At 70.7% G+C, this 25,582-nt stretch carries 22 protein-coding genes; 12 read left to right on the forward strand and 10 right to left on the reverse strand.

Translation table 11 applies throughout. The features are described from left to right. Positions 1 to 57: 57 nt before the first annotated feature. The 6 genes from OHB49_RS12880 (at position 58) to OHB49_RS12905 (ending at position 4,591) form a co-directional block, all read left to right on the forward strand. A complete protein-coding gene (locus OHB49_RS12880; protein WP_030974146.1) occupies positions 58 to 723 on the forward strand; it encodes an amino acid ABC transporter permease in 666 nt (221 codons plus the stop codon). Further along, the gene (locus OHB49_RS12885; protein WP_329160366.1) at positions 720 to 1,631 is read left to right on the forward strand and encodes an amino acid ABC transporter permease; all 912 of its coding nucleotides are present in this window, start codon (positions 720 to 722) and stop codon (positions 1,629 to 1,631) included. The genes OHB49_RS12880 and OHB49_RS12885 overlap by 4 nt, the downstream gene beginning before the upstream one ends. Before the next feature lie 183 nt (positions 1,632 to 1,814). Then, positions 1,815 to 3,431 carry an FAD-dependent monooxygenase gene (locus OHB49_RS12890; RefSeq protein WP_329160367.1) on the forward strand — a complete coding sequence of 539 codons (1,617 nt, stop codon included), beginning with the start codon at positions 1,815 to 1,817 and terminating at the stop codon, positions 3,429 to 3,431. 47 nt (positions 3,432 to 3,478) lie between these two features. Further along, positions 3,479 to 3,550: a putative leader peptide gene (locus OHB49_RS12895; protein ID WP_309544753.1), complete on the forward strand. Its 72-nt coding sequence runs from the start codon at positions 3,479 to 3,481 to the stop codon at positions 3,548 to 3,550. A gap of 73 nt (positions 3,551 to 3,623) precedes the next feature. Beyond that, positions 3,624 to 4,187: a cysteine dioxygenase gene (locus OHB49_RS12900; RefSeq protein WP_329160369.1), complete on the forward strand. Its 564-nt coding sequence runs from the start codon at positions 3,624 to 3,626 to the stop codon at positions 4,185 to 4,187. After that, complete coding sequence (locus tag OHB49_RS12905; protein ID WP_329160370.1) at positions 4,184 to 4,591, forward strand: rhodanese-like domain-containing protein; 408 nt, start codon at positions 4,184 to 4,186, stop codon at positions 4,589 to 4,591. Before OHB49_RS12900 ends, OHB49_RS12905 begins: the two co-directional genes overlap by 4 nt. A gap of 62 nt (positions 4,592 to 4,653) precedes the next feature. Here OHB49_RS12905 and OHB49_RS12910 read toward each other — a convergent pair whose 3' ends face one another. Further along, entirely contained in the window at positions 4,654 to 7,197 is a 2,544-nt protein-coding gene (locus tag OHB49_RS12910) for an FtsX-like permease family protein (protein ID WP_329160371.1), read from the reverse strand. Then, a complete protein-coding gene (locus OHB49_RS12915) occupies positions 7,194 to 7,832 on the reverse strand; it encodes a helix-turn-helix domain-containing protein (RefSeq protein WP_329160372.1) in 639 nt (212 codons plus the stop codon). Before OHB49_RS12915 ends, OHB49_RS12910 begins: the two co-directional genes overlap by 4 nt. 205 nt (positions 7,833 to 8,037) lie before the next feature. Between OHB49_RS12915 and OHB49_RS12920 the strand changes: the two genes are divergently transcribed. Continuing rightward, positions 8,038 to 8,676 carry a DUF6197 family protein gene (locus tag OHB49_RS12920; protein ID WP_329160374.1) on the forward strand — a complete coding sequence of 213 codons (639 nt, stop codon included), beginning with the start codon at positions 8,038 to 8,040 and terminating at the stop codon, positions 8,674 to 8,676. A 115-nt stretch (positions 8,677 to 8,791) separates the two neighbouring features. On the opposite strand, the gene recX is transcribed toward OHB49_RS12920, so the two are convergent. After that, complete coding sequence (recX, locus tag OHB49_RS12925) at positions 8,792 to 9,469, reverse strand: recombination regulator RecX (RefSeq protein ID WP_030974161.1); 678 nt, start codon at positions 9,467 to 9,469, stop codon at positions 8,792 to 8,794. Between the two features lie 3 nt (positions 9,470 to 9,472). Beyond that, positions 9,473 to 10,606 (reverse strand): recombinase RecA, encoded by a 1,134-nt coding sequence (recA, locus tag OHB49_RS12930; RefSeq protein ID WP_030927082.1) that lies wholly within the window; start codon positions 10,604 to 10,606, stop codon positions 9,473 to 9,475. 267 nt (positions 10,607 to 10,873) lie between these two features. On the opposite strand from recA, the gene OHB49_RS12935 reads away from it, so the two are divergent. Beyond that, positions 10,874 to 11,782: an SDR family oxidoreductase gene (locus OHB49_RS12935; RefSeq protein WP_329160378.1), complete on the forward strand. Its 909-nt coding sequence runs from the start codon at positions 10,874 to 10,876 to the stop codon at positions 11,780 to 11,782. 86 nt (positions 11,783 to 11,868) lie between these two features. On the opposite strand, the gene OHB49_RS12940 is transcribed toward OHB49_RS12935, so the two are convergent. Together OHB49_RS12940 and OHB49_RS12945 are read right to left on the reverse strand one after the other, a co-directional pair. Beyond that, the gene (locus OHB49_RS12940; RefSeq protein ID WP_329166459.1) at positions 11,869 to 13,041 is read right to left on the reverse strand and encodes an AI-2E family transporter; all 1,173 of its coding nucleotides are present in this window, start codon (positions 13,039 to 13,041) and stop codon (positions 11,869 to 11,871) included. A 183-nt stretch (positions 13,042 to 13,224) separates the two neighbouring features. Further along, entirely contained in the window at positions 13,225 to 13,419 is a 195-nt protein-coding gene (locus OHB49_RS12945) for a DUF3046 domain-containing protein (protein WP_030974167.1), read from the reverse strand. Between the two features lie 79 nt (positions 13,420 to 13,498). On the opposite strand from OHB49_RS12945, the gene OHB49_RS12950 reads away from it, so the two are divergent. Beyond that, positions 13,499 to 14,413, forward strand: a complete 915-nt coding sequence (locus tag OHB49_RS12950) for a hypothetical protein (protein ID WP_329160380.1) — start codon at positions 13,499 to 13,501, stop codon at positions 14,411 to 14,413. A gap of 114 nt (positions 14,414 to 14,527) precedes the next feature. On the opposite strand, the gene OHB49_RS12955 is transcribed toward OHB49_RS12950, so the two are convergent. After that, entirely contained in the window at positions 14,528 to 15,802 is a 1,275-nt protein-coding gene (locus OHB49_RS12955; RefSeq protein WP_329160382.1) for a PucR family transcriptional regulator, read from the reverse strand. 150 nt (positions 15,803 to 15,952) lie between these two features. Here OHB49_RS12955 and OHB49_RS12960 point away from each other — a divergent pair, with 150 nt between their 5' ends. Continuing rightward, entirely contained in the window at positions 15,953 to 17,248 is a 1,296-nt protein-coding gene (locus OHB49_RS12960) for an alkyl sulfatase dimerization domain-containing protein (RefSeq protein ID WP_329160384.1), read from the forward strand. A gap of 100 nt (positions 17,249 to 17,348) precedes the next feature. Beyond that, complete coding sequence (locus OHB49_RS12965; protein ID WP_329160385.1) at positions 17,349 to 18,695, forward strand: MFS transporter; 1,347 nt, start codon at positions 17,349 to 17,351, stop codon at positions 18,693 to 18,695. Between the two features lie 99 nt (positions 18,696 to 18,794). Here OHB49_RS12965 and OHB49_RS12970 read toward each other — a convergent pair whose 3' ends face one another. From OHB49_RS12970 to OHB49_RS12980, 3 genes are read right to left on the reverse strand one after another with little or no spacing between them, the layout of a single operon-like run. Further along, a complete protein-coding gene (locus tag OHB49_RS12970) occupies positions 18,795 to 19,100 on the reverse strand; it encodes an AzlD domain-containing protein (RefSeq protein ID WP_030927072.1) in 306 nt (101 codons plus the stop codon). Then, positions 19,097 to 19,879, reverse strand: a complete 783-nt coding sequence (locus OHB49_RS12975; protein ID WP_030974174.1) for an AzlC family ABC transporter permease — start codon at positions 19,877 to 19,879, stop codon at positions 19,097 to 19,099. Before OHB49_RS12975 ends, OHB49_RS12970 begins: the two co-directional genes overlap by 4 nt. A 10-nt stretch (positions 19,880 to 19,889) precedes the next feature. Then, positions 19,890 to 20,771 (reverse strand): AraC family transcriptional regulator, encoded by an 882-nt coding sequence (locus OHB49_RS12980; RefSeq protein WP_329160389.1) that lies wholly within the window; start codon positions 20,769 to 20,771, stop codon positions 19,890 to 19,892. 69 nt (positions 20,772 to 20,840) lie between these two features. Here OHB49_RS12980 and OHB49_RS12985 point away from each other — a divergent pair, with 69 nt between their 5' ends. After that, positions 20,841 to 25,532, forward strand: a complete 4,692-nt coding sequence (locus OHB49_RS12985; RefSeq protein WP_329160391.1) for an Lhr family helicase — start codon at positions 20,841 to 20,843, stop codon at positions 25,530 to 25,532. The last annotated feature ends 50 nt before the right edge of the window (positions 25,533 to 25,582 follow it).

The following is a 25,582-nucleotide window of genomic DNA, read 5'->3' on the forward strand; positions in this document are numbered from 1 at the left end:
CGCCGTCCGTGAACGGCGGCGCGCCATGCCCTCCTACACGCGGAAGCGCGGGAGATCGTGTTCGACTTTCTTGAAGGTTACGACCTGTTGGGAGCCTTCTGGGTGACGGTGCAGCTCACCGTCTACTCCGCCCTCGGCTCCCTCATATGGGGAACGCTGCTGGCCGGCATGAAGGTCGGCCCGGTCCCCTTGATGCGCGGATTCGCCACCGCCTATGTGAACGTCGTCCGGAACATTCCTCTGACCGTCATCATGGTCTTCTCGTCGCTGGGTCTCTTCCAGACGCTCAGCATCAAGCTCGGGGCCAGCGATTTCACGGACATCAACTTCCGGCTCGCGGTCCTCGCGCTGATCGTCTACACCTCGGCCTTCGTCTGTGAGGCGCTCCGGTCGGGCATCAACACCGTGCCGGTCGGCCAGGCGGAAGCAGCGCGTGCGCTCGGTCTGAGCTTCACGCAGGTGCTCCGTCTGATCGTCCTTCCGCAGGCCTTCCGCTCGGTCGTCAATCCGCTGGCCAACGTGCTGATCGCGCTGACGAAGAACACCACGGTCGCCACCGCAATCGGCGTGGCCGAAGCGGCATACCTGATGAAGGAAATGATCGAGGCCGAGGCGCAGCTGATCCTGATCGCCGCCGTCTTCGCGTTCGGATTCGTCTGTCTGACCCTCCCGACCGGCCTGATACTCGGCTGGGTGAGCAAGAAGGTGGCGGTGAAGCGATGACTTCCGTCCTCTACGACGCCCAGGGGCCGCGCGCCAAGCAGCGCAACATCCTGTACACGGTCCTCTTCCTGCTCGTCGCCGCTGCCGCGGTGTGGTGGCTGTACGACAGCCTGGCCTCCAAGCACCAGCTCGACTGGATCAAATGGAAGCCGTTCTTCACCAGCTCCCAGCCCTGGCAGACCTACATCTGGCCGGGACTGCAGAACACCCTGAAGGCAGCGGCGTTCGCCCTGGTCATCGCTCTGCCACTGGGTGCCCTCTTCGGTATCGGGCGGCTCTCGGACCACCGGTGGGTGCGGATGCCGGCCGGCGTCGTCGTGGAGTTCTTCCGCGCCATCCCGGTGCTGATCCTCATGATCACCGCGAACCAGGCGTACTCCGAGTACACGACGATCAGCAGCGAGTCCCGCCCGCTGTACGCCGTGGTCACGGGTCTGGTGCTGTACAACGCCTCGGTGCTCGCCGAGATCGTACGGGCCGGGATCCAGTCCCTCCCCAGCGGACAGACGGACGCGGCCAAGGCGATCGGTATGCGCAAGGGCCAGACCATGCTGTACGTGCTGCTTCCGCAGTCGGTGACGGCCATGCTGCCCGCGATCGTCAGCCAGCTCGTCGTCATCGTGAAGGACACCGCCCTCGGCGGCTGGGTGCTGACCTTCCCTGAGCTGCTGGCGTCGGTCCGCCCCATGAGTGCGAACTACGGCGCGAACACCATCGCGTGCTTCACGATCGTCGCCCTGATCTACATCGTGGTGAACTTCGCGCTCACCTCGTTCGCGAGCTGGCTGGAGGGCCGGCTGCGGCGCAGGAAGAAGAGCACGGGTGCCGTGGTCGGTGCCGGACCTGGCGGCGGTCTGGAGACCATCGGTGCGCCGACGCTCAACATCGACGACGGACGCGGCGTCTGACGACTCGTCGATAATCTCCCCGCGAGGGGCGCCGGTGCATCCACCGGCGCCCCTCGCCGCGTTCCGGTGTCACTTGACGCAAGCACCGGCAGTGGGTTGCATACGTTCTGTGATCGCCGACCGAACGCTCGCTTCCACATCCGACACCATCCTTACGACCGCACGGGCCCAGGGAGTCGCACCGTGGACCCGGTGATCGTCGCCGGTGCCGGGCCCGTCGGCCTGGTGCTGTCGCTCGCCCTCGCCGCGCAGGGCGTCCCCTCCGTACTTCTCGACGAGGATGCGGGGAAGGAGGAGACACGTCCCGCCCGGACCGTGGTTCTGCGTGAGGACACCGCGGCGCTGGTGGAACGGCTCGGGTGCACGACGCTCCGGGACGAGGGCGTCCGGTGGTCCGGCTGGCGGTCCATGCGGCGCAAGCAGCTGGTACGCGAACTGCCGCTCGGCGACGATTCCCCGTACGGTGATCAGCTGCCGGCCCCGGTCCATGTGCCGCAGCACGCACTGATGCGCGGGCTGCGGGACGCGATCGCCATACAGGATCTGGTGCAGATGGTGCCGTTCAGCCGGATCGACACACTGGAGCAGGACCCGGCCGGCGTCACGGTGCACACCAGGGAGCCCGACTCGACGTGGTGGCGCGGGAGTTACCTGGTCGGCTGCGACGGCGCCAGGTCCACCGTGCGCAAGCTCCTGGACATCAGGTTCCCCGGACGCACGGCGGTGGAGCGGCATGCCGTCGCCGCGCTGCGCACCGAACTGCCCTGGCCCGGCCAGGCCGTGCTGCACCGGCTGCCGCCGTGGCGCAGCGGCGGCGCCGAGGTGACCGCGCGGCCGCTGCCGGACGGCGTGTGGCGGCTGGACTGGCTGCTTCCGCCGCGCGGCGAGCTCGTCACGCCCGACGCCCTGATCACCCGCGTGCGGGACACCCTCGCCGGCTGGTGCGGTGGTGAGACCCCGCCGTACGAACTCCTGGACACGGGCGTCTACACGCTGCACCACCGGCTGGCCCGGCGCTGGCGCGTCCGGCGGGCCTTCCTGGCCGGGGACGCCGCACATCTGCTGGGCGCCCTGGGTACGCAGGGGCTCGACGAGGGGCTGCGGGACGCCGAGAACCTGGCCTGGAAGCTGGCACAGGCCTGGCATCACGGCGCCTCAGACGTACTGCTCGACAGCTACCAGACGGAGCGCCGGGCCGCGGTCGCCTCGCGGCTACGCGCCGCGGACCAGTCGCTGCCGATACTGCGTGGTGGCGGAGGTCTGCGGACATTGGTTCCGGGGGGCGCACGCGGGCACGATTCGCTGCTCGCCGACGGTCATCTGGGCTGCGGCCCGCTCGGTGCGCCCCCCTCGTACACGCACTCCCCCCTTGCACCTCCACGCGCCGAGGCGCACACAACGGTCGGTACGCCCCCCGGTGCGCCGGTTGCCGACGTGCGGGTGACGGCGCCCGACGGCACGACCGTACGACTGCGCGAGCGGCTGGGGCAGGGGCATCTGCTGGTGCTGCTGGTCGCTCCGGGGACCGGGGTGTGGGACCGACGGCACTGGCTGATGGCGGGCGTGATGCCCCGGCTTGTCGAGGCGGTCGACGCCTTGCCGGTAAGGGGCGAGCTCCTGGTGACCGAGGCCTACCCCGGGGCATCGGCCCACACCGTGCTGCTGGTCCGGCCGGACGGACACCTGGTGGCGTCGTTCGGCGGGGTCCGGCCGACTGAACTTTTCGCGGCGGCGGACGCGGCGCGCGGCGGTGAGCCACGTGCGTCCGTTCGCGCCGACCGGACCGCAGACATCAATTGACCCCCGCGGCGGCACATGGTGTACTCCGAAACGTGACCGACACCGATGTGCGCCTGTGGCGGAGGGTCCATATGGACCTCGTCCGCTACGCGGGCTGCGTGTGTCGTCCGTCCTGCTGAAGCGCCTCTTCCTGCTGCGGTGTGCGCCCTGTCGCACCCCGGGCATCACACGCGAACTCTCAGGACGGTCCCTGTGTCTTCCTCTCCCCCTCCTTCGCCTTCCCTGCGCACGCCTGTCTCCGGTCCACACTCCGGTGCCGGACCTGGCCCGACAGCCGCGGAACTGCTCGAATACGTCCGCCGCACGGCCGCGGACACCGATCTCATCGCCGCACTCCCCCTCGATCCCGAAGGCCGCACCTGGATCCGGCTCGACGGGCCCGGTGGCAGTGAGGCCTGGCTGATCGGATGGCCGCCGGGCACCGGCACCGGCTGGCACGACCACGCCGAATCGCTCGGTGCCTTCAGCACGGCGGCCGGCGCCCTGAAGGAGCAGTCGCTCGCGGTGCGGCTGCCCACGGACGGCTGGAAGACACTTGAACTGGCCGAAGGCGTCGATCGGTCCCGGCAGCTGCCGACCGGTCAGGGCAGGGCGTTCGGCCGGCACCATGTGCACGAGGTGCTGAACGAGTCCGACACCGATCACGCCGTCTCCGTCCATGCGTACTATCCGCCGCTGCCACAGATCCGGCGCTACAGCCGCACGGGCGCGGTACTCCGTCTTGAGCACGTCGAGCACCCGGAGGACTGGCAGTGAGCGGCGACCGGAACGGCGGTACGGAGCGGGTGGGAATCGACGAGCTGCTGGAGCGGGTCCGGGCCGGATTCGACCGGATCGGTCCGCACGAGGCGGCCGCCGCCGCCGACGACGGGGCCCTGCTGGTGGATATCCGCTATGCGGAGCTGCGCGACCGGGACGGACTGATTCCGGGGGCGCTGGTCGTCGAGCGCAATGAGCTGGAGTGGCGGCTCGACCCGCAGGGCAGCCATCGCGCACCGGAGGCGGTCAGCCATGACCTGCGGGTGGTGGTGGTGTGCAACGAGGGCTACGCGTCGAGTCTCGCGGTCGCGTCCCTGCAGCAGTTGGGGCTGCACCGGGCGACCGATCTGATCGGCGGGTTCCAGGCGTGGCGGGCGGCGGGGCTCCCGGTCGACGTCTGACGGGTGACAGTCGCGGCTGCCGTGCCCGCTCGGGACACCGGCCGCACTGCGCCTCCGTCGTGTCATTGCTGGGAAGCAGCCACCTCCACCGGGCCGGCCTTCAGTGCCACCCGGCCGGGCAGCGCGGAGGCGACCAGGACCAGCAGCGCGGCTGCGCCCACCACCGTCGCGTACACCACCGGCATGACGGTGGGCGCCGCGCTGCCGGTCATGCCGATGCTGAAGGCGGTGAGTACGGCGAGTGCGATGCCGGTGCCGAGGACGGCGGCGATCAGCAGGACCGACAGGGCCTCGATACGGAGCATTCGCAGGACCTGGCGCCGGGTGGCACCCGCCAGGCGGAGCATGGCGAACTCCTTGATCCGTTCGGACACCGACATGGCAAGGGTGTTGACGACCGCGATCGCGGTGAAGGCCAGGATCAGACCCATGGCGAGATAGTTGACCTCGGCGTTCTCCTGCTGCCGGTCGGCCTGGAGCCGGTCGGCAGTGGCAGGGGCGAGCACGGCGATGCCGGGCCACTTCTTCAGCGCGGCAGCGAGTCGGCCGCGGTCGCTGTCCCCGGCGACCAGAACCGTGGCAGCGAGGGGGTTGTCCATATGACGGGCGACCAGGTCGTGGGGCAGGGTCAGGTCGCCGAAGCCCAGGCCGCGGGCGTAGACGGCGGCGACGGTGAGGGTGGCGGGCGTCCCGTCGCCGAGGTGCAGTTCCAGTGTGCTGCCGGGGTGCAGTCCCAGCCGCTCTGCGGCGAGTTCACTGACCGCGGCGGTGCCGGGATCCGCCGCGAAGTCCGCGAGCGAACCGCCGGTCACTTCAGGATCCCAGGTGCGGCTCAGACCGGCCTGCGTGACGCCCTGGGCCTGGTACTTGTCGAGTCCGACCCGGACGGTGGTCCGTACGACCTCGGTGGCGGCCGTGACGCCCTGGGTCGTACGGACGGTCTCAGCGGCGACGGACGGGATTCCGGGGCCCTGCGCGGCCAGGACCCAGGTGGCACGGGTGCCTTCTCGGGCCTGGGTGCGGGCGGCACTGCCGAGGGTCGGCTGGACGAAAAGAACCGTGCAGGTCATCCCGATGAGCAGGGTGAGCGGGGTGACGACGGCGGCCATCCGGGTTGAGTTTCCGCGGATGTTCGCGGTGGCGAGAGTGCCGCCGAACCCAGCCAGTCGGAGCGGTCCCGCGAGCAGCGCCGACGCCATCCTGATGAGGAGCGGGCCGAGCAGCGACACTGCCGTGGCCAGCACCACGACGGACAGGAAGGTGACGGGGGTCGAGGCCGCCTCGGTATGGAGGCTGCTGAGTACGGCGACGAGGACTCCGCCGCCCGCGAGCAGCACCAGACCTGCGGCGATGCGGCCCCGGACCGGCCGGTCGCGCTCGACCGCGGACTCGGCCATGGCTTCGGCCGGGCGGATACGGGCGATCCGGCGGCCGGAGATCCTGGCGGCTGCCCAGGCTCCGAGGAGGGTGACAGCGACGGCGGCGAAGGCCGGGAAGATGCCCGCGGTGCGTTCCAGGTTCGCGGGGATCGCCCCCATGTCGATGAACCGGCTGTGCAGCCAGGTGGCGAGCGGCAGTCCGGCCAGCGAGCCCAGTACACCGGCCGCCGCTCCGACGATCAGCGCCTCACGGCCGAGGAGACGGCGTATCTGGCGCGATGTGGCGGCGATGGCGCGCAGCAGTGCCAGTTCTCGGTGGCGCTGCTGGATGGAGAGCGCAAAGGTGCCTACGACCACGAGGATCGCGACGAGGAGTGAGGTACCGCCCATCGCGCCACCCATCGAAACGAGCTTGGTACGGGCGCCCCCGGCGTCCAGGAACTCGACCGGACCGCGGTCGCCACCCATGGTCACCTGTGCGGTGGTGCCCTTGAGTGCTCGCTGAACACGCCGCTTCAGCTCGGTGAGGTCCGTGCCGGGCGCGGGCAGCACGCCGAGGGCGGTGACCTGGCCGGGGCGGGCAGCGAGTCGCTCGGCCTCGGCGGCGAAGAAGAACAGGGAGGTCTGCTGCTGGAGCTCACCGCGGCCGGCCGGGGCCGCGATGCCGCTGATGCGGTACCGCCGGGGGGCACCGGTGGACTGCACAGTGAGCCGGTCCCCTGGCTTCAGGCCGGCCCGCTCGGCGAACCCTCGGTCGATCACGATGTCGTCTGCGGTGGCGGGAGCTCGGCCTGTGGTGAGCGTGAACGGGGTGATGGAGGCAGACGCCCAGGAGTGTCCGTACGAAGGCCGGTCAACGGGCTCGGTAACGGGCTCGGCAAGGAAGGTGAGCTCGGGAATCACCTTGCGCACGCCTTCCAGGGGCCGGATCCGGTCGGCGGTGGCCGCGGGGAGCCATGCGCGCTCGGCGACGGGTTTCGCCTTGTGCTTGGCCTTCGTCTCTCCGTTGCCCTTGTGCTTGACGGTGGTCCGGTGGACGTTCTGGTCGGCGGAGACGACGAGCGGAGCCGCGGCATAGCGCTCGGTGGCGATCCTTCCGCGCAGTCCGGTCTCCAGGAGGGTGCCGCAGGCGGTGATGAGGGCGGCGGCGCACATCAGCGCCAGCAGGGCGCCCAGGAACCCGCCCTTGCGGTCCCGAATTGTCCGCAGGGCATAGCGCAGCATCATGATGCGTCCGTCTCTCTTCTGTTGTCGTCCGCGTCGTCGTTCGCAGGGGGCTGGAGCAGGGCCGGAAAGGCAAGCAGCCGGGTGTGGACCGTGCGGGCGCCCGGCGGGATGTCGGCGTCGGGCCGCTTGTAGCGGTTCATGAGGGCGATGAACTCCTCGAAGAACGCGCGGAGTTCGGGGAGCGTGAGCTGGATGGAACCCCGCGAGTACGGGAACGCATCGGCCCACTCGCCCAGTTCGCCCCCCGACTCGCCACTGTCGCGCTGGAGGCGCTCGAAGAGGGCGAGGTCGGCGGCGTATGCATGGCGGTTCAGCTCGTCCATGACGAGCCGCACCTCGGGGCTCTGACGGGAACGGGGCGGGAAGCGCCGGTCGCCGGGAACGGCCCGCCACCACCTCGCCCGCCGGCCGCCCGGTTCCTCGGCGGCGGCGTCCTCCACGAAGCCGTACCTGGCGAGTTCACGCAGGTGATAGCTGGTGGCCCCGGTGTTCAGAGCCAGGGCGCGGGCAAGGATCGCGGATGTCGCCGGGCCGTGCAGGGTGAGGCGCTGAAGGATCTGCTGGCGTCGCGGCTGAGCGAGGGCCTTGAGAGCGGCCAGCTCCGTGATTTCGGTACCGCCGGGCTTCTCTGCCATGTGTCACACACTGCTCTGTGCACAGATGCCTGTGCACTGGAGCATGCCCGCGTCTTCGTGCGGGGGCTGGCCCCCTGTCGGCGGCTCCCATGTCCCCCGAATCCGCCCCGACACACCCGAACGCCTCACCCCAGTGGAGCAAATTCGCCATAAGGCGGACATTTGCCCCAATACCTAGGACTGACATGACGGAGACGTCGCACCCATGCCGACCACCACCCTCACCCCCGACCAGCTCGACCGTCAGGCCGCACGTCTCCACGACACGGAGGCCTGGCAGCAGATCGTCGCGGGCTGGGACATCACCACCCCCGAACCCGTGCGTCCTGTCTCACCCGGCAGCGCGCCGCACCCGCCGGACCGGCACCCGGCCGACTGGCGCGATCTGCTGTCCGTGCCCGTCGACCAGCTGATCGCCGACTCGGTGCGCGCCCTGCCCCCGGCCCCGCCGCGCGAGCGTCCACTCCCCGGACGAATCGGCGCGATCCTCCCGGACCGGCTCCATGCCTGGCGTCGCATCGGGCAGCCTGAACTGCGGCCTTCCACCCACCTCGCCTACGCACGGCAGATCCTGACCGAGTGGGGCTGGCAGAACACCCCGTACCGGCTGCGGAACGCCCGCGGCGCCCGCTGCATCTGCGGCGCCCTCCTCACCGCGCACCGCCTGGGCTACGGCTCTCTCGACACCGTGGACCGGGCCGGCGCCTGGCTCATCGCGGAACTCCGCTCGCAGGGCTGGACCGATCTCATCGGCCCCTGGAACCGCCACCCCAGCCGCACCACATCGGATGCCCTGGCCCTGCTGGACGCCACCATCCGTCGCGCCTCGTTCGCCGGACACTGACACCTGGCGCGCCACCCACCGCGCAACGGCCCCGCCTCCCGCGCCCGGCTTCCGTCCCCCGCCGCATCTCTGCGCGCACCCCCCGGTGCGCCCACCGTCAGCGATGCGCCCACCGTCAGAACGGCTCTTCGAGACCTTCCGTGTCCTCACCCTCTTCTTCGAGTGCCTGACGCACCACACGCAGGGCCATCCCCTCCCCGTACCCCTTGCGCGCCAGCATGCCCGCCAGGCGGCGCAGACGCCTGTCACGGTCCAGGCCGCGGGTGGAGCGCAGCTTGCGCGCGACGAGCTCCCGGGCGGTCTCCTCCTCCTGCTCGGAGTCGAGCTGCCCGATCGCCTCGTCGATCACCGCCGAGTCCACCCCCTTGGTGCGCAGTTCCCGCACAAGAGCACGGCGGGCCAGGCCCCGGCCATGGTGTCGGGATTCCACCCAGGCATCCGCGAACGCCGCGTCGTCGATGAGCCCGACGTCCTCGAAGCGCGACAGCACCTCTTCGGCCGCCTCGTCCGGGATCTCCCGCTTGCGCAGTGCGTCCGCAAGTTGCTTGCGGGTGCGTGGGGTCCCGGTGAGCAAACGCAGACAGACGTTGCGCGCCTGCTCGACCGGGTCTCGCGGCTCCCCCTTCTCGGCCCTCGACGAGGAAGGGGAGCCGCTGCTCCTGGAGCGGGAGCGGGCCCGACGGCCCGCGCCTTCGCCGAACCCTGCGCCCGAGCCGGTGCCGTAATCGGGACCGGCGCCGGGGTCGGGGGCGGGCTCGGCATCGCTGCCCGGCCACTCCGTACGACGTGTCACGGTCTAGCTCTTGGCCGCCGCAGTCTTGGCCGGCTTCGCCTTGCCCGCCGGAGCGGGCACCGACTTCGCCGCACTGTCGGCCGCAGCCGCCGCGCCGCCCGCCGCGTCCGCCCCCGGTTCGGCGGACAGAGCCGCCTCCGGCCTGACACCGATGCCCAGCTTCTCGAGGATCTTCTTCTCGATCTCGTTGGCGAGGTCAGGGTTGTCCTTGAGGAAGTTGCGGGCGTTCTCCTTGCCCTGGCCGAGCTGGTCGCCCTCGTACGTGTACCAGGCGCCCGCCTTGCGTACGAAGCCGTGCTCCACGCCCATGTCGATCAGGCCGCCCTCACGACTGATGCCCTGGCCGTAGAGGATGTCGAACTCGGCCTGCTTGAAGGGCGGCGCAACCTTGTTCTTGACGACCTTGACGCGGGTGCGGTTGCCGACGGCGTCGGTGCCGTCCTTCAGCGTCTCGATACGACGGATGTCGAGGCGCACCGATGCGTAGAACTTCAGCGCCCGGCCACCGGTCGTGGTCTCCGGGGAGCCGAACATCACACCGATCTTCTCGCGGAGCTGGTTGATGAAGATCGCGGTGGTCTTGGACTGATTGAGCGCGCTGGTGATCTTGCGGAGTGCCTGGCTCATCAGTCGGGCCTGCAGACCCACGTGCGAGTCGCCCATCTCACCCTCGATCTCCGCACGGGGCACGAGTGCCGCGACCGAGTCGATGACGATCAGGTCGAGAGCGCCCGAGCGGACCAGCATGTCCACGATCTCGAGCGCCTGCTCACCGTTGTCCGGCTGGGACAGGATGAGGTTGTCGATGTCGACACCGAGCTTCTTCGCGTACTCGGGGTCCAGGGCGTGCTCCGCGTCGATGAAGGCCACCGAGCCGCCGAGCCGCTGTGCGTTCGCCACCGCGTGCAGCGTCAGCGTCGTCTTACCGGAGGACTCCGGCCCGTACACCTCCACCACACGGCCGCGCGGCAGTCCGCCGACGCCGAGGGCGACGTCGAGTGCGGTCGACCCGGTGGGGATCACCTCGATGGGCTCGTTCGGCCGCTCACCGAGGCGCATCACCGCGCCCTTGCCGAATTGCCGTTCAATCTGTGCGAGTGCGGCGTCCAACGCCTTCTCGCGGTCGGTTCCTGCCATGGGTTCCACCCGATTTGCTTGAGTCGATCGCTTCACGTCAAAGACGCTAACCCCTGCCACTGACAATGGGCCTCGACGTCCTCCCGGCCTGTGGACAACTCCACGGTCGGGCCCGGGAAAACCCGGCCGGAATCCCATGAGAATGGATGTTCGATTTTGGTGTCAAGCACACCGCGCCGGACCGACCCGCCCCCAGGATAGCGCTCTAGCACTCTACACTTGACGAGTCAAGATCAAGTGGTCAACATCATGCTAGATTCCGGCCGTATGGGGACATCGCTGGCAGGGAAAGTGGCCCTGGTAGCCGGCGCCACGCGAGGTGCGGGCCGTGGGATCGCCGTTCAGCTGGGAGCGGCCGGAGCGACCGTCTATGTCACCGGGCGGACGACCACGACCCAGCGGTCGGAGATGAACCGCCCGGAGACCATCGAGGAGACCGCAGCTCTCGTGGACGAGGCGGGCGGCCACGGGATCCCGGTCCGGGTGGACCACCTCGTGCCCTCGGAAGTCAGCTCGCTCGTGACGCGCATCCGGCGCGACCAGGGCCACCTGCACGTCCTCGTGAACGACATCTGGGGAGCCGAGATCGAGTGGGACAAGTCGGTCTGGGAATCCTGCCTGGAGACGGGTCTGCACACCCTGCGTCTGGCCGTCGACACACACGCCATCACCAGCCATTACGCGCTTCCGCTCCTCATCGAGCAGCCAGGGGGCCTGGTCGTCGAGGTGACCGACGGCACCGATGAGTACAACGCCGCCCACTACCGGGTCTCCTTCTTCTACGACCTGGCCAAGGCGTCGGTGAACCGGATGGCGTTCGCCCTCGCGCACGAGCTGAAGCCCCACGGCGCGACCGCGGTGTCGCTCACGCCCGGCTGGCTGCGGTCCGAGGCGATGCTGGACGCCCATGGCGTCACCGAAGCGAACTGGCGCGACGCGATCGCCCACGCACCCCACTTCGCGATCTCCGAAAGTCCGGCCTTCGTCGGCCGCGCCGTGGCCGCGCTCGCGCAGGACCCCGGGGTGGCGCGCTGGAACGGGCAGTCGCTGTCCAGCGGGCAGCTGGCGCGGATCTACGGCTTCACCGATCTGGACGGCAGTCGGCCCGATGCCTGGAGGTACGTCCCCGAAGTCCAGGACGCGGGCCGGCCGGCCGACGTGACGGGCTATCGCTGAGCACTGCGAGACCTCCGCACCCCCCGGACTCGCGCGCCCCGTCGGCGCTCCCGCACGGCGCCGGAGCTCCCGCGTCGCGCCGTCGCTCAGACCCGCGGCCGCGGACCCGGGGCTTCCGGTCGCTCCGCATCCTCTTCGTCGTTGTTCCCGGGAGCCCGGGTCGCGCTGCGCAGCCGCGAGAACACCGACTCACCGCGCCGCCGCTGGTGACGGCCGTGCACCCGTGGGTCGTCCGTCACGTCGTAGCGCTTCACATAGGCACCCAGGAACGCCTGCAGCGTCGCAACGGCCGGGATCGCGATCAGCGCGCCCACGGCGCCCATCAGCGCCGTACCGGCGATGACCGAACCGAAGGCGACCGCCGGATGGATGTCGACGGTCCTGGAGGTGAGCTTGGGCTGCAGCACATAGTTCTCGAACTGCTGGTAGATCACCACGAATCCGAGCACCCACAGGGCGTACCAGGGGTCGATGGTGAACGCGATCAGCATCGGCAGGGCGCCCGCCAGATACGTACCGATCGTGGGGATGAACTGCGAGACGAGACCGACCCAGACCGCGAGGGCCGGCGCGTAGGGCACATCGAGGAACACCAGCAGGATGTAGTGCGCGATCCCGGAGATGAGAGCCATCAGCCCGCGCGAGTAGAGATAGCCACCGGTCTTGTCGACCGCGATCTCCCAGGCCCGCAGGACTTCGGCCTGCCGAGCCGGCGGCAGCACGGAGCACAGACCGCGGCGCAGCCGGGGACCGTCGGCCGCGAAGTAGAACGAGAACAGGGAGATCGTCAGCAGTCGGAACAGCCCGCCGAGCACAGTGGTGGAGACATCGAGCACACCGGTCGCACTGTTCTGGACGTACTTCTGCAACCAGTCGGAGTGCAGCAGGCTGTCCTGCACCTCGACCCGGGAGAGGTCGGTGTGAAAGTTCTGGTTGACCCAGTTGATCACCGAGTCCAAGTACTTGGGGAACTCCTCGACCATCTCGACGATCTGGCCCGCGAGCATTGATCCGAGCAGTACGACGAACCCGGCCCCGGCGATCAGGATCACCAGGAACACCAGGAAGGTCGCCAGGCCGCGACGCATGCCGCGCGCCGACATCCGGCCTACCGCGGGTTCTATGGCGAGCGCCAGGAAGAAGGCGATCAGCACATTGATCAACAGCCCGATGAGCTGGTCGAACGCCCAGCTGCCGAGCCGGAAGCAGGCATAGAGCGCCAGGGCGAGGACCATGGCGCGCGGCAGCCACGCAGGCATTCGGGCCGACCCGACGCCGGACGGCTGGGTCGGTGGCGCGGCCGGCGGGACGGGCGGAGTCGGGACGGGCGGGGTCTGGGCGGTCTCGTCTGTCAGTGCCACGGACCCAGTCTCGCCCACGGCTGTGACAGCCGGCCGCCCGCCCCGGAGAGCGGGTGCGGTCCCGCGGGGACGAGCAGTTCGTCAGCGCTTGTCGGCGGGGATGCCGACCGCCGTGCAGACGCCGCGCCAGACGTCCTTCGCCTCCCAGCCGGCGGCCAGCGCCTGGTGCACCGTCCGCCCGCCGAGCTCGGCCATCACATGGTCGTGCGCAAAGGAGTCGGCGTACCCCGCGCCGAAGTGGTCTTCCATCCGTTCCCAGAAAATCGTCAACCGCATGACTTCAGTATCCCGCTCCTGAGAGTGCTGCCGTGCCGGTACGACATGTCGAGAGCGCTTACCGGCCTACGGTCGGTCCATGGCTGGAACAGGAGCAAGCCCCCTCAACCGCGCCGAGCAGTTCATCTGGCTCACGGCCCGTGTCCTCGAACAGCGGCGGTTCGCCCACCACTTCCTGGCAGGTGGTGCCGACGCCGTGGAGACCGCGCTCACCGCCTATCTCAACGAGGACGGCGGATACGGTCACGCACTCGAACCCGATCTGCGGGGCCCCGTCAGCCAGCCGCTGCACACGGCCCATGCGCTGAACGTTCTCGATTCCATCGGGCGCTGCAGCGGTCTGCGGGTGGAACGGATCTGCCGCTTCCTGACCGATGTGTCGACCAAGGAAGGTGCGCTGCCCGCCCTCCTGCCCTCGCAGCGAGGCTATCCGGCCGCGCCGTTCATCCCGCTCGTCGACGACCCGCCGGCGGAGCTGCTCGCCACCGGTCCTGTCGTCGGGCTGTTGCACCGTAATGCGGTCTGGCACGCCTGGCTCTTCCGGGCCACCGACTTCTGCTGGGCGGCGGTCGACGCACTGGAGCACTCGCATCCGTACGAGATCGAGGCGGCGGTCGCCTTCCTGGACGGTGCACCGGACCGGGCGCGGGCGGAGGCCGCGGCGGACCGCCTCGGACGGCTGGTGCGGGAACAGCGGCTGGCCGTACTGGATCCGGAGCGGCGCGCGGAGTACCCCGTGGCGGCCGGATATGCGCCGGGTGAGCAGCACTTCCCGTACGACTACGCCCGCACACCCGATTCGCTCGCCCGTCGCTGGTTCACCGACGAGGAGCTGGAACGCTCCCTCGACCATCTGGCGTCGGAGCAGCAGGCGGACGGCGGCTGGCCGTTGAACTGGCGGCAGTGGGCGCCGGGCACAGCTCTGGAGGGTCGGCCGCTGGTGACGCTCAAGGCGCTGCTGACGCTGCGGGCCCACGGCCGCAGCCTCGGCTGAGCGCCGGGGCGGAGACACACCGCCAACCGTCCTTGAGCGGGCCCACGGACGGCCGTGACCACGCCGTCCGACGCGGGCCGTCGGTCGTCGGCCGGACGGCCGCCGCCGGGTCGCTCATCCTGCGCCGTGTGTGCCGTCGGTGCCGTGGCCGCTGTCGTGGAGCAGCAGGGCCGCGATGGCGAGCGCGGTGCCGCGCGGCGACACCAGATCGAGCCCGGTCAGCTCGGCGAGCCTCGCCAGCCGGTTGTCCACGGTGTTGGGATGCAACCCCAGCAGCGCCGCGGTGAGGCGCCTGTCCTGCTGGTGTGCCAGGTGGGTCCGCAGGGTCCGCAGCAACTCGGGGCGGGCGGCGGCGGGGTCCAGCAGGGCGGCTATCCGGCGGCTGCCCGGACCGGGGCGCGACAGCTGGAATTCGAGGAGCACGTCGTCGAGGCCGTGCAGTCCCGGCGGCAGCCCGCACGCCCGGGCGACCCGGATGATTTCCACAGCCGTACGGGACGCCTCGGGGACCGCCCCGGGTGCTTCGGCCGGAACTGCGGCGACCCGGACGTCGGCGCCGCAGGCACGAGTCAGCCGCCGGGCCAGATCGCCGGGTGGTTCGCACTCCTGCGGTACGACAGCACGGCCTGCGCCCGCGTCGAACAGGAAGAGCAGCTCTGTACCGAATGTCTGGTCGAGCACCGTCTGGATGCGCCGCATCCGGCGCCTTACGGTCACCGGGCTGCCGGTGCCGGATCTGCCGGACCCCGCGTTCCCGGTATCCGCACCGCCCGGCCCCGTGCTCCCGGGCCCCGCACCGGGTTCCGACGGTTCCAGCACGACGGCGAGCACGAGCGCGGGCCCGTCGAGGCCGAGCTGCGCCGACAGGGAGTGACCGGGTTCCAGAGTCCCGTCGAGGAACCCTCGCACCAGGGAGCGGCGCTGCTCCCGCTGTTCCGCCTCCAGCGCCGAGCGCTCATCCATGTAGGTCTCGGCCACCGCACCGACCAGCGAGTGGTGCGACTGGAGCAGCAGATCGACGAGCTCGATGAGCGCACCCTCCTCACCGGGTTGTGCTGCCTCGCGCAGCGCCTGCCACAGGACGTACATACCGAGTGCGTGACTACGCAGCAGCAGGTGCAACGGCATCCCCTCCTCGGCGCGCTGCGCGGCACGCTCGCGGAAAAGCCGGAGCCCGCCGGGGCTGGGGTGCGGTTCGGTGGCCCGGCGCAGGAAGAGACGTACGCCGTGCCGGGCGGTCGCGGCGATCTCGAGGTCCTTCACATCGTCCGGGAGCCCGGTGTAACCGGGGAGCTGCTCGAAGGAATCACGGGCCATGTGCCGCGCCAGCTCGTTGACCCGGGGCTCGCAGCGCAGGGCGAGGGCCCTGGCCGCATCGGACAGTGGCATGGCTGTTCTCCCTGCACCCGAGTGGCCTTAGTGACGCGTCACAGTACGCAGGGCGAAGCGGTGTGACGAGGGCGGGTGTCGGAGGTCACTTCGGAGCCCGAGACTCGGGTTCCGGGCGATCTGCCGTACAGCATCGAAGGAGCCGCAGGTATGACCGAGCACAAGCCGACGGACTATCTCAGCTATATCGACCGGGTGTGGCAGGGGGAGGACACACTGCTGCCGCATCTGTCCGGTGCGTACTCGGGCGCGGGCCTGGTGACCGTTCGCGAACGGGTCGGCTTTCTGCCCGCCTTCGCCAATGTGGCGGTCTTCGACACGGGTGCCGGGCTGGTGCTCGTGGACTCCGGGGACTTCCGTACGGCAGGGCCACTGCACGAGGCGGTCGGGGCCTTCAGCGAGCAGCGGGTCGGCACCGTCGTCTACACCCACGGTCATGTCGACCATGTCCTCGGTGTCGCACCGTTCGACGCGCAGGCGGACAGTGAGGGGCGCGAGCGGCCTGAGGTGATCGCGCACGAGGCGGTCACCGCTCGCTTCGACCGCTACATCAGTACGGCGGGCTACAACACCTGGATCAACCGCAGGCAGTTCGGCGTACCGTCGTTGAACTGGCCGTCCACCTACCGCTATCCCGACACCACCTATCGCAGCCGGCTGACTGTCGAGCGCGGCGATCTGACCTTCGAGCTGGTGCACGCCAAGGGTGAGACGGACGACAGCACCTATGTGTGGGTCCCCGAGCTCAAGACCCTGTGCACCGGTGACCTCTTCATCTGGAACACCCCGAACGCGGGCAACCCCCAGAAAGTGCAGCGGTACCCGGAGGACTGGGCGCGGGCGCTGCGCGCCATGCAGGAGCTCGGCGCCGAACTCCTGCTCCCCGGCCACGGAGTGCCGATCGTCGGCAAGGACCGGATCCATCGGGCGCTCGACGACACGGCGCGGCTCCTGGAGTCGCTCTGCGAGCAGACCAGGGATCTGATGAACGCGGGCCACCGCCTCGATGCCGTAGTGCACGGCGTACAGGTGCCGCATGAGCTGCTGCAGAAGCCCTATCTGCACCCCGCCTACGACGAGCCGGAGTTCGTCGTACGCAACCTGTGGCGGCTGTGGGGTGGCTGGTACGACCAGAACCCGGCTCATCTCAAGCCGGCCCCGGACGCCGCAGTCGCCACCGAGTTCGCGAACGCCGCAGGCGGCGCGTCCGCACTGGCACAGCGGGCGGTGAAGCTGTTGGAGGGGGTGAGCTGCGGCTCGCGTCGCACCTTGCGGAGACCGCCGCCCTTGCGGCCCCGGCTGATGTGGAAGTGGCGCGGATACGGGCGCAGGTGTACGCGAAGAGGGCGGCGTCCGAGACATCCACCATGGCCCGCGGGGTGTTCAACTGGGCGGCCGCGGAGTCGGCGGCGGTGGTGGAGGGCACCGACCTGGAGACCGAGCTGACGCGCTCTCCGGACGGCCGGAAGCGGGCCGCCGGAATGATCAGCGTCGGAGTTGCGGACGAGGATGCCTGCGGCTGCGGCGAGGCGCCGGGGGAGCACGGGTGACCGCCCCGGCGGGAGCCGCCGCACCGCTGCAGTCAGGCATCGGGGTGGAGGGCCCGGAGCGGCTGCGCCGGGGGGCCTGGGGCACCACCTGGCTGTTGCTCACCTTCATGCTGGTGAACTTCGCCGACAAGACCGTCATGGGCCTGGCCGCCGACCCGATCCGCGACGAACTCGGACTGACGCGGGGTGAGTTCGGTACGGCGCAGTCCGCCTTTTTCGCCCTGTTCAGCCTGGCCGCGCTCGGGGTGTCGTTCCTGACCCGCCGGATCCGTACCACCGTGCTGCTGCTCGGGATGGCGTTGCTCTGGTCCGTGGCGCAGCTTCCGATGCTGCTCGGCGCCGCCGGGTTCGGGACACTGCTGGCGACCCGGGTGCTGCTCGGTGCGGCCGAGGGGCCCGCGGCACCGGTGGCGGTGCATCATCTGCACGGCTGGTTCGGGCAGAAGGAGCGGACCCTGCCGACCGCCGTGCTGATGGTCGGCGCGGCAGGCGGGGTGGCGGTGTCCGCTCCGTTGCTCACCGTGGTGATCGATGGGTGGGGATGGCACTGGGCCTTCGGCATCGTGGGGCTGGTCGGCCTGGTGTGGGCGCTCTGCTGGTACGTACGTGGCGAGGAGGGGCCGCTCGCCCCTGCTCGAGGGCGGGCCGCCTCGGACCGCGGAAGCAGTGCTTCCGTTCCGTACCGGGGTCTGCTGCTCTCCGGTACCTGGCTGACGGCAGCCTTCGGGGCGTTCGCCGCCTACTGGCTGCTCTCCGCCGGCCTGACCTGGGCGCCGGACTATCTGCACGAGGTGTCGGGGCTGAGCCTGAAGCAGTCAGGGGCGGTGGTGACGGCAACGGCCATCGGCAACGCCGTGGTACTGCTGGGACACGGACTGCTGGCGCGGCGGGCGTCCCGGAAGGAGACTGCGCCGAAGCTGCCCGTGGGGCTCGGCGGTGGTGTGGTGATGTGTGTGGCCGCTCTGTCGATCGCGACGTTCGCCGAAGTGGACGCGGTGGCCGTGAAGATCGCACTGATGGTCGGCCCGATGGCACTGACGAATGTGATCCTCACGATGTCGCAGACAGCCGTCGCGCGGATCGCACCGTCCGGGCAGCGCGGGGTGGCCCTGGGCGCCCTGGCCTTCGTCTACGCACTCGCCGGCATCCTTTCGCCGCTGGTCACCGGCCGGATGGTGGATGCGGCGTCGTCCGTGCCGACGGGCTACCACTCGGCGTACCTGCTGATGGCGGGGCTGGTGGCGGCGGCCGGTGTGCTCGCCGTCTGCTTTCTGCGGCCGGAGAAGGACGCGATGCGGCTCGGCGTGCCGGAAACACCGGCGGTGGGCATTCCTGTGCACTGAGCCGTCGATGGTGGCCGGTGCAAGGGGCTCGGTCCCAGGGGCCGAGCCCCTTACACACCACACCTCTACGGGCGGCCCTGTCCTGCTCCGCACGGACCTCTACCCGAGCGCACGCACCCCTGCCGTGACGACCACGGCAGCTCCCACGACCACCAGGAAGGGAGCACGCAGGACCAGGGCGAGTGCCGCGGCGGCCAGTCCCGCGCCCCTGGCATCCAGCACCAGCTGCTGTCCGTCTCCGAAGGTCTGCTGCGCCGTGAGGGCCGCCAGGAGCGCCACCGGCAGGAGTGCGGAAAGACGCTGGACGAGTGGGCGTTCCAGTGCGCCTGCGGGCACCAGCAGTCCCAGCAACTTCGCGAGATAGCAGCCGACGGCAGTGAGTGCGATCGCTGTCCAGACGTTCATCGGCCGTCCTCCGTCGGGGTCGCCGCCATGGCGGGGGTGTCATCGGGCGAACCGTTCCTGCGCCCCATCAGGAAGAGAACGGCAGGCGCGGCCAGCGCGGAGAGCAGTACCGGTACACCCGCGGGCAGCACGGGCAGCAGACCGAGAGCGAGCAGGACGGCGAGCGCGGCGGTGATGCGCTCCGTCGTGCTCCTCAGCATGGGTGCGAGCAGGGCGAGAAAGACGGCGGGGCTCGCGGCGTCCAGTCCCCAGCTGTCGGTGTCGCCGAGCGCCTCCGCGCCAAGGGCTCCCAGCAGTGTGGTCAGGTTCCACAGCACGTACAGCGTGATTCCGGTGACGGTGAAGCCGATCCGCGCGGCCCGCCGGGTGGGCTGGGCCAGCGTCACAGCGGTCGTCTCATCGATCACCCACTGCGCGGCGAGGGGTCGCAGCGCGCGCGGGAGCGCCAGCAGTTGCGACAGCCGCAGGCCGTAGAACGCGTTGCGTACGCCGAGGAAGAACGCCCCGGCAGCCGCCGTGTACGGATTGCCGCCCGCCGCGAGCGCGCCTACCAGCGCGAACTGCGAGGCGCCTGTGAAGACGAGGAGGCTGAGCAGGCAGGTCTGGAGCAGGCTGAGGCCCGAGCCTGCCGAGGTGACTCCGAAGGCGAAGCCGGACAGCCCCACGGCGATACCGACGCCCAGGGCGTCGCGCACGACGGCCGCATCGGACTTCACCTCACCGGCGGCTGTCTCGGCCGGTTCACCGGTTATCTCTGGGGATGTTGTCTGTTCTGGCACAGACGGAACGCTACGGGGAGAGATCGGGACCGGTCTTGTACGTTCTTGCGCGTTCGCGCTGGTAGGCGCCCGGCGGCACCCCCACAATCCGGGTGAAATGGCGGTTCAGGTGCGGCTGATCGGTGAAGCCGACCTCGGTCGCGGCGACCGCGGGCGCCACACCCGCATCCAGCATCCGCCGCGCCAGCCTCACCCGGGCATCGGTGAGCCAGGTGTGCGGCGGCATCCCGTACTGCTTCTTGAACGCCCTCAGCAGGGCGAACGGGCTGGTTCCGAGTTCGACGGCCAGCACCTCCAGAGTCGGCGGCTCGGCCATCCTGCTCTCCAGCACCGCACGCGCCCGCGCCGCGTCACGGGCGCCCGCCGACCGGGGCGAGCGGGTGGGCAGCACGCTGCCATGGCTGCTGAGCAGCCGCGTCACCAGGATCCGCAGGACGCTGTCGGCGGCGAGCGCGTTGCCCTCCTCGGCCGCCCGGTGCACCTCGCCGATGAGCCGGGCCGATTCCGGGTCGACGACACTGGTCTCGGCGAAACCGACAGTGCCGCGCAGGCGCGTCGTATCGGCGGCGATGTCGTTGATCACCTGTGCGGACGGGTACAGCGTGGCGTACACCCAACCCTCGGGGACACCGGCCCGCGCGGTGTGCGGAACCTCCGGATTGATCATGACGACGACACCCGGGCCTGCGTGCACGGTGCCGCCGGGCAGTCCGACGTCCTCGACCCCCCGCGTGATGGTGCCGAAGACGTAGCCCTCGTGGCTGTGGCGCGGGAAGGTGTGGCGCACGTACCGGGCGCGCAGAAGATCGAGGTCGGGCAGTTCCGCGTACTGCCAGTACCTCGCCCACTCTCCCGAGGCCGAGCCGAAGCCCGAGCCTGATCCTGCCGCCATTCCCGAATTCTCGCAGGTACCGACCGCTGTCACCGTCCGTTGTCAGTGGTCGGGTGCACGATGGGGGACATGGCCGGCTCTGCGCTCGATTCGTTCTCCCCCGCCACCCGCGGCTGGTTCTCGGGTGCCTTCAGCGCGCCGACATCCGCGCAGGAAGGTGCCTGGCGCGCCATCGGCGAGGGTTCGGACGTGCTGGTCGTCGCGCCCACCGGATCGGGCAAGACGCTCGCCGCGTTCCTCGCCGCGCTGGACCGGCTGGCCGCGGTCCCGCCGCCCGCCGAGGCCAGGAAGCGCTGCCGCGTGCTCTACGTATCGCCCCTGAAGGCCCTCGCGGTCGACGTGGAGCGCAATCTGCGCTCACCGCTGACCGGGATCCGCCAGGAATCGGTGCGGCTCGGGCTGCCCGAGCCCGACGTGCGGGTGGGCATCCGCTCGGGGGACACGCCGCCCGCCGAGCGCCGCTCGATGGCGACCCGGCCGCCGGACATCTTGATCACCACCCCCGAGTCGCTGTTCCTGATGCTGACCTCCTCGGCTCGGGAGGCCCTGTCCGGGATCGAGACGGTGATTCTCGACGAGGTGCATGCAGTGGCCGGTACGAAGCGGGGCGCCCATCTCGCCGTGTCGCTGGAGCGTCTCGACGAGCTGCTGCCGCGTCCGGCACGGCGGATCGGCCTGTCGGCGACGGTCCGTCCGGTCGACGAAGTGGCGCGGTTCCTCTCGCCGCAGCGGAAGGTGGAGATCGTCCAGCCGCCGTCCACCAAGCGGTTCGATCTGTCGGTGGTCGTGCCGGTGGAGGATCTGGGCGAGCTCGGCGGTTCGCCCGCCACCGACCCGGATCAAGGGGGCCAGGCGGAAAAGCCGTCGATCTGGCCACACGTCGAGGAGCGGATCACCGACCTCGTCCAGGCGCACCGCTCCACCATCGTCTTCGCCAACTCCCGCCGTCTCGCCGAGAGACTGTGCAACCGGCTCAACGAGATCGCGTACGAGCGGGCCACCGGCGAGACGCTGTCGGAGGCCCACTCCCCCGCCGAGATCATGGCCCAGTCCGGTGCGGCGAAGGGCGCCCCGGCGCTGCTCGCCCGCGCACACCACGGTTCGGTCTCCAAGGAGCAGCGCGCCCAGGTCGAGGAGGACCTGAAGGCAGGCCGGCTGCCTGCCGTGGTCGCCACCTCCAGTCTGGAGCTGGGCATCGACATGGGTGCGGTCGACCTGGTGGTCCAGGTGGAGTCGCCGCCGTCGGTCGCCTCCGGACTGCAGCGGGTCGGCCGTGCCGGGCACCAGGTCGGTGCGGTCTCCACCGGAGTGGTCTTCCCGAAGTACCGCGGCGACCTGGTCCAGGCGGCAGTGGTCACCGAGCGGATGCGCACGGGCTCGATCGAGGCACTCCGGATCCCGTCCAATCCGCTGGACGTGCTGGCCCAGCAGCTCGTCGCCATGGTCGCCCTGGACACCTGGCAGGTGGACGATCTGCTGGCCGTGACCCGACGTGCCGCCCCTTTCGCCTCGCTGCCGGAGTCGGCGTTCACGGCCGTGCTGGACATGCTGGCCGGCCGCTATCCGTCCGATGCCTTCGCCGAGTTGCGCCCGCGCGTGGTCTGGGACCGCGTCGCCGGTACGGTCACGGGCCGCCCCGGCGCCCAGCGGCTCGCGGTCACCTCCGGCGGCACGATCCCCGACCGCGGGCTCTTCGGGGTCTTCCTCGCCGGGGCCGACCCCAAGAAGGGCGGCGGCCGGGTCGGCGAGCTGGACGAGGAGATGGTGTACGAGTCCCGGGTCGGCGATGTCTTCACGCTGGGCACCACGTCCTGGCGGATCGAGGACATCACCCGCGACCGGGTCCTCGTGTCACCGGCCCCCGGGGTTCCGGGACGGCTGCCGTTCTGGAAGGGCGACCAGCTGGGCCGCCCGCTGGAACTGGGCCGTGCCCTGGGCGCGTTCCTCCGCGAGATCGGCGGAATGTCGTCCGAGGACGCCAGGTCGCGGCTGCTCGCCGCCGGTCTCGACACCTGGGCCGCCGACAACGTCCTGTCGTACATCGGCGAACAGCGCGCCGCCTGCGGCCATGTCCCCGACGACCGGACCATCCTCGTCGAGCGATTCCGCGACGAGCTGGGCGACTGGCGGGTTGTCGTGCACTCCCCGTTCGGCGCGCAGGTCCACGCTCCGTGGGCGCTGGCGCTGGGAGCCCGTCTCGCCGAGCGGTACGGCATGGATGCCCAGGTGATGCATGCCGACGACGGCATCGTGCTGCGGCTGCCCGACGCCGACATGATGGGCCTGGACCTCCTGGACTTCGATCCGGCCCAGGACCTCACCCTTGACCCGTCGCAGAACTCGTCACAGAACTCGCCACGGGAGCCGGCCCCGTCGGCCGCAGCGGCGTACGACAGCGATCAGCCGCCCGTCGGCGCCGCCGATGTCGTCTTCGACCAGGGCGAGATCAACCAGATCGTCACCGATCAGGTCGGCGGATCCGCCCTGTTCGCCTCCCGTTTCCGCGAGTGCGCGGCGCGCGCCCTGCTGCTGCCCCGCCGCAGCCCGGGCAAGCGCACCCCGCTCTGGCAGCAGCGTCAGCGCGCCGCCCAGCTCCTCCAGGTGGCCTCGGAGTTCGGTTCCTTCCCGATCGTCCTCGAAGCGGTCCGCGAATGCCTGCAGGACGTCTTCGACGTTCCCGGCCTCACGGAACTGATGGGCGATCTCGAAGCGCGCCGCGTCCGCCTGGTCGAGGTGACCACCCAGGAGCCCTCGCCCTTCGCCCGCTCGCTCCTCTTCGGCTATGTGGCGCAGTTCCTGTACGAGGGCGACTCTCCGCTCGCCGAACGCCGGGCGGCCGCGCTCTCCCTCGACTCCCGTCTCCTCGCCGAGCTCCTGGGCCAGGCCGAACTGCGCGAGCTGCTCGACGCCGAGGTGCTGGGCGAGCTGGAGCAGGAGCTCCAGTGGCTGACCGAGGACCGCCGGATCAAGGACGTCGAAGGCGTCGCCGACCTGCTCCGCGTCCTCGGCCCGCTCACCGACGCCGAGTTGGCCGAGCGCGGTGCCGAGCAGCCGTGGGCCCCGGAGCTGGCATCGGCCCGCCGGGCCATCCGGGTCCGGATAGGCGGAGCCGACCACTGGGCGGCGATCGAGGACGCGGGCCGACTGCGTGACGCGTTGGGCACGGCCCTCCCCGTCGGCGTCCCCGAGGCGTTCACCGAACCGGTGAAGGACCCGCTCGGCGATCTCCTCGCCCGCTACGCCCGTACGCACGGCCCGTTCACCTCCACCGGCGCCGCCGCCCGCTTCGGCCTGGGCACCGCGGTCACGGACGGTGCGCTGCAGCGGCTCGCCGCGTCCGGCCGGATCGTCCAGGGCGAGTTCCACCCTGCAGGCATCGGCCAGGAATGGTGCGACGCCACGGTGCTGCGTCGGCTGCGCCGCCGGTCCCTCGCCGCGCTCCGGCACGAGCTGGAGCCGGTCCCGCCCGCCGCCCTCGCCGGCTTCCTTCCGCAGTGGCAGCATCTCGGCAACAACAGCCTGCGCGGCATCGACGGACTGGCCCGCGCCATCGAACAGTTGCAGGGTGCCCCCGTCCCCGCATCGGCGCTGGAGAAGCTGATCCTGCCCGGCCGGGTCACGGGGTACGTCCCCGCCCTGCTCGACGAACTCACCACCACCGGCGAGGTGATCTGGGCCGGCGCGGGCGCCCTACCCGGCAAGGACGGCTGGCTGTCCCTCTACCTCGCCGACAGCGCGCCTCTGCTCCTCCCGCCCCCGCACCCACTCGAACTCAGCGCGCTGCACGAATCCGTTCTGACCACCCTGACCGGCGGGTACGGACTGTTCTTCCGGCAGATCGCCGATCAGGTCCGCGCCACCACCCACCCGGACTGCACCGATCCTCAACTGGCCGACGCCATCTGGGAGTTGACCTGGTCCGGCCGGCTGACCAACGACACGCTGGCGCCACTTCGTTCGCTCCTCGGCTCCGGACGTACGGCAGGATCGACCGCCCACCGCGCCAAGCGCAGCATCCCCCGAGGCCGTTACGGCTCGCTCACCGCCGCCGCCCGTCCCGCGTCACGCACCGGTCCGCCCACTGTCTCGGGCCGCTGGTCCCTGCTGCCGACCGCCGAGCCCGATCCCACGCACCGCGCGCACGCCCTGGCGCGCACGCTCCTGGACCGTCACGGCGTCGTGACCCGCGGCGCGGTCCAGGCCGAAGGCGTCGAGGGCGGCTTCTCCGCGACGTACCGCATTCTCTCCGCCTTCGAGGACAACGGGCAGGCCCGCCGCGGCTACGTGGTCGAGGGCCTGGGAGCGGCCCAGTTCGCCATGGACGGAGCGGTCGACCGGCTCCGTGCGGCGTCCACCGCCCGCGACCGCACGGAACCGGGAGCGGCGCTCCGCGCCCTGGTCCTCGCCGCCGCCGACCCGGCCAACGCGTACGGCGCTGCCCTGTCCTGGCCCGAGCCCCCGGACGGGGCCGGACACAGACCGGGGCGCAAGGCCGGCGCCCTGGTGGTCCTGGTCGACGGCGAACTGACGCTGTACATGGAGCGCGGCGGCAAGACCCTGCTCGCCTGGCCGACGGATCCGGAGGACCCCTCACTCCGGGCGGCGGCCGAGGCGCTGGCCACCGCAGCCCGCGCGGGGGCGCTCGGCACGGTCACGGTGGAGCGCACCAATGGCGCCTCGTCCCTGACCTCGCCGTTGGGCCGCACGCTGGAGGCGGCCGGCTTCCTCGCCACCCCAAGAGGTCTCCGTCTGCGGGCCTGACCCCACGCCTCGCCCGGCCCCACACGCCTCCACCCCACCGGCCCCCGCAT

The sequence above is a fragment of the Streptomyces sp. NBC_01717 genome (assembly GCF_036248255.1).
Classification (GTDB): domain Bacteria; phylum Actinomycetota; class Actinomycetes; order Streptomycetales; family Streptomycetaceae; genus Streptomyces.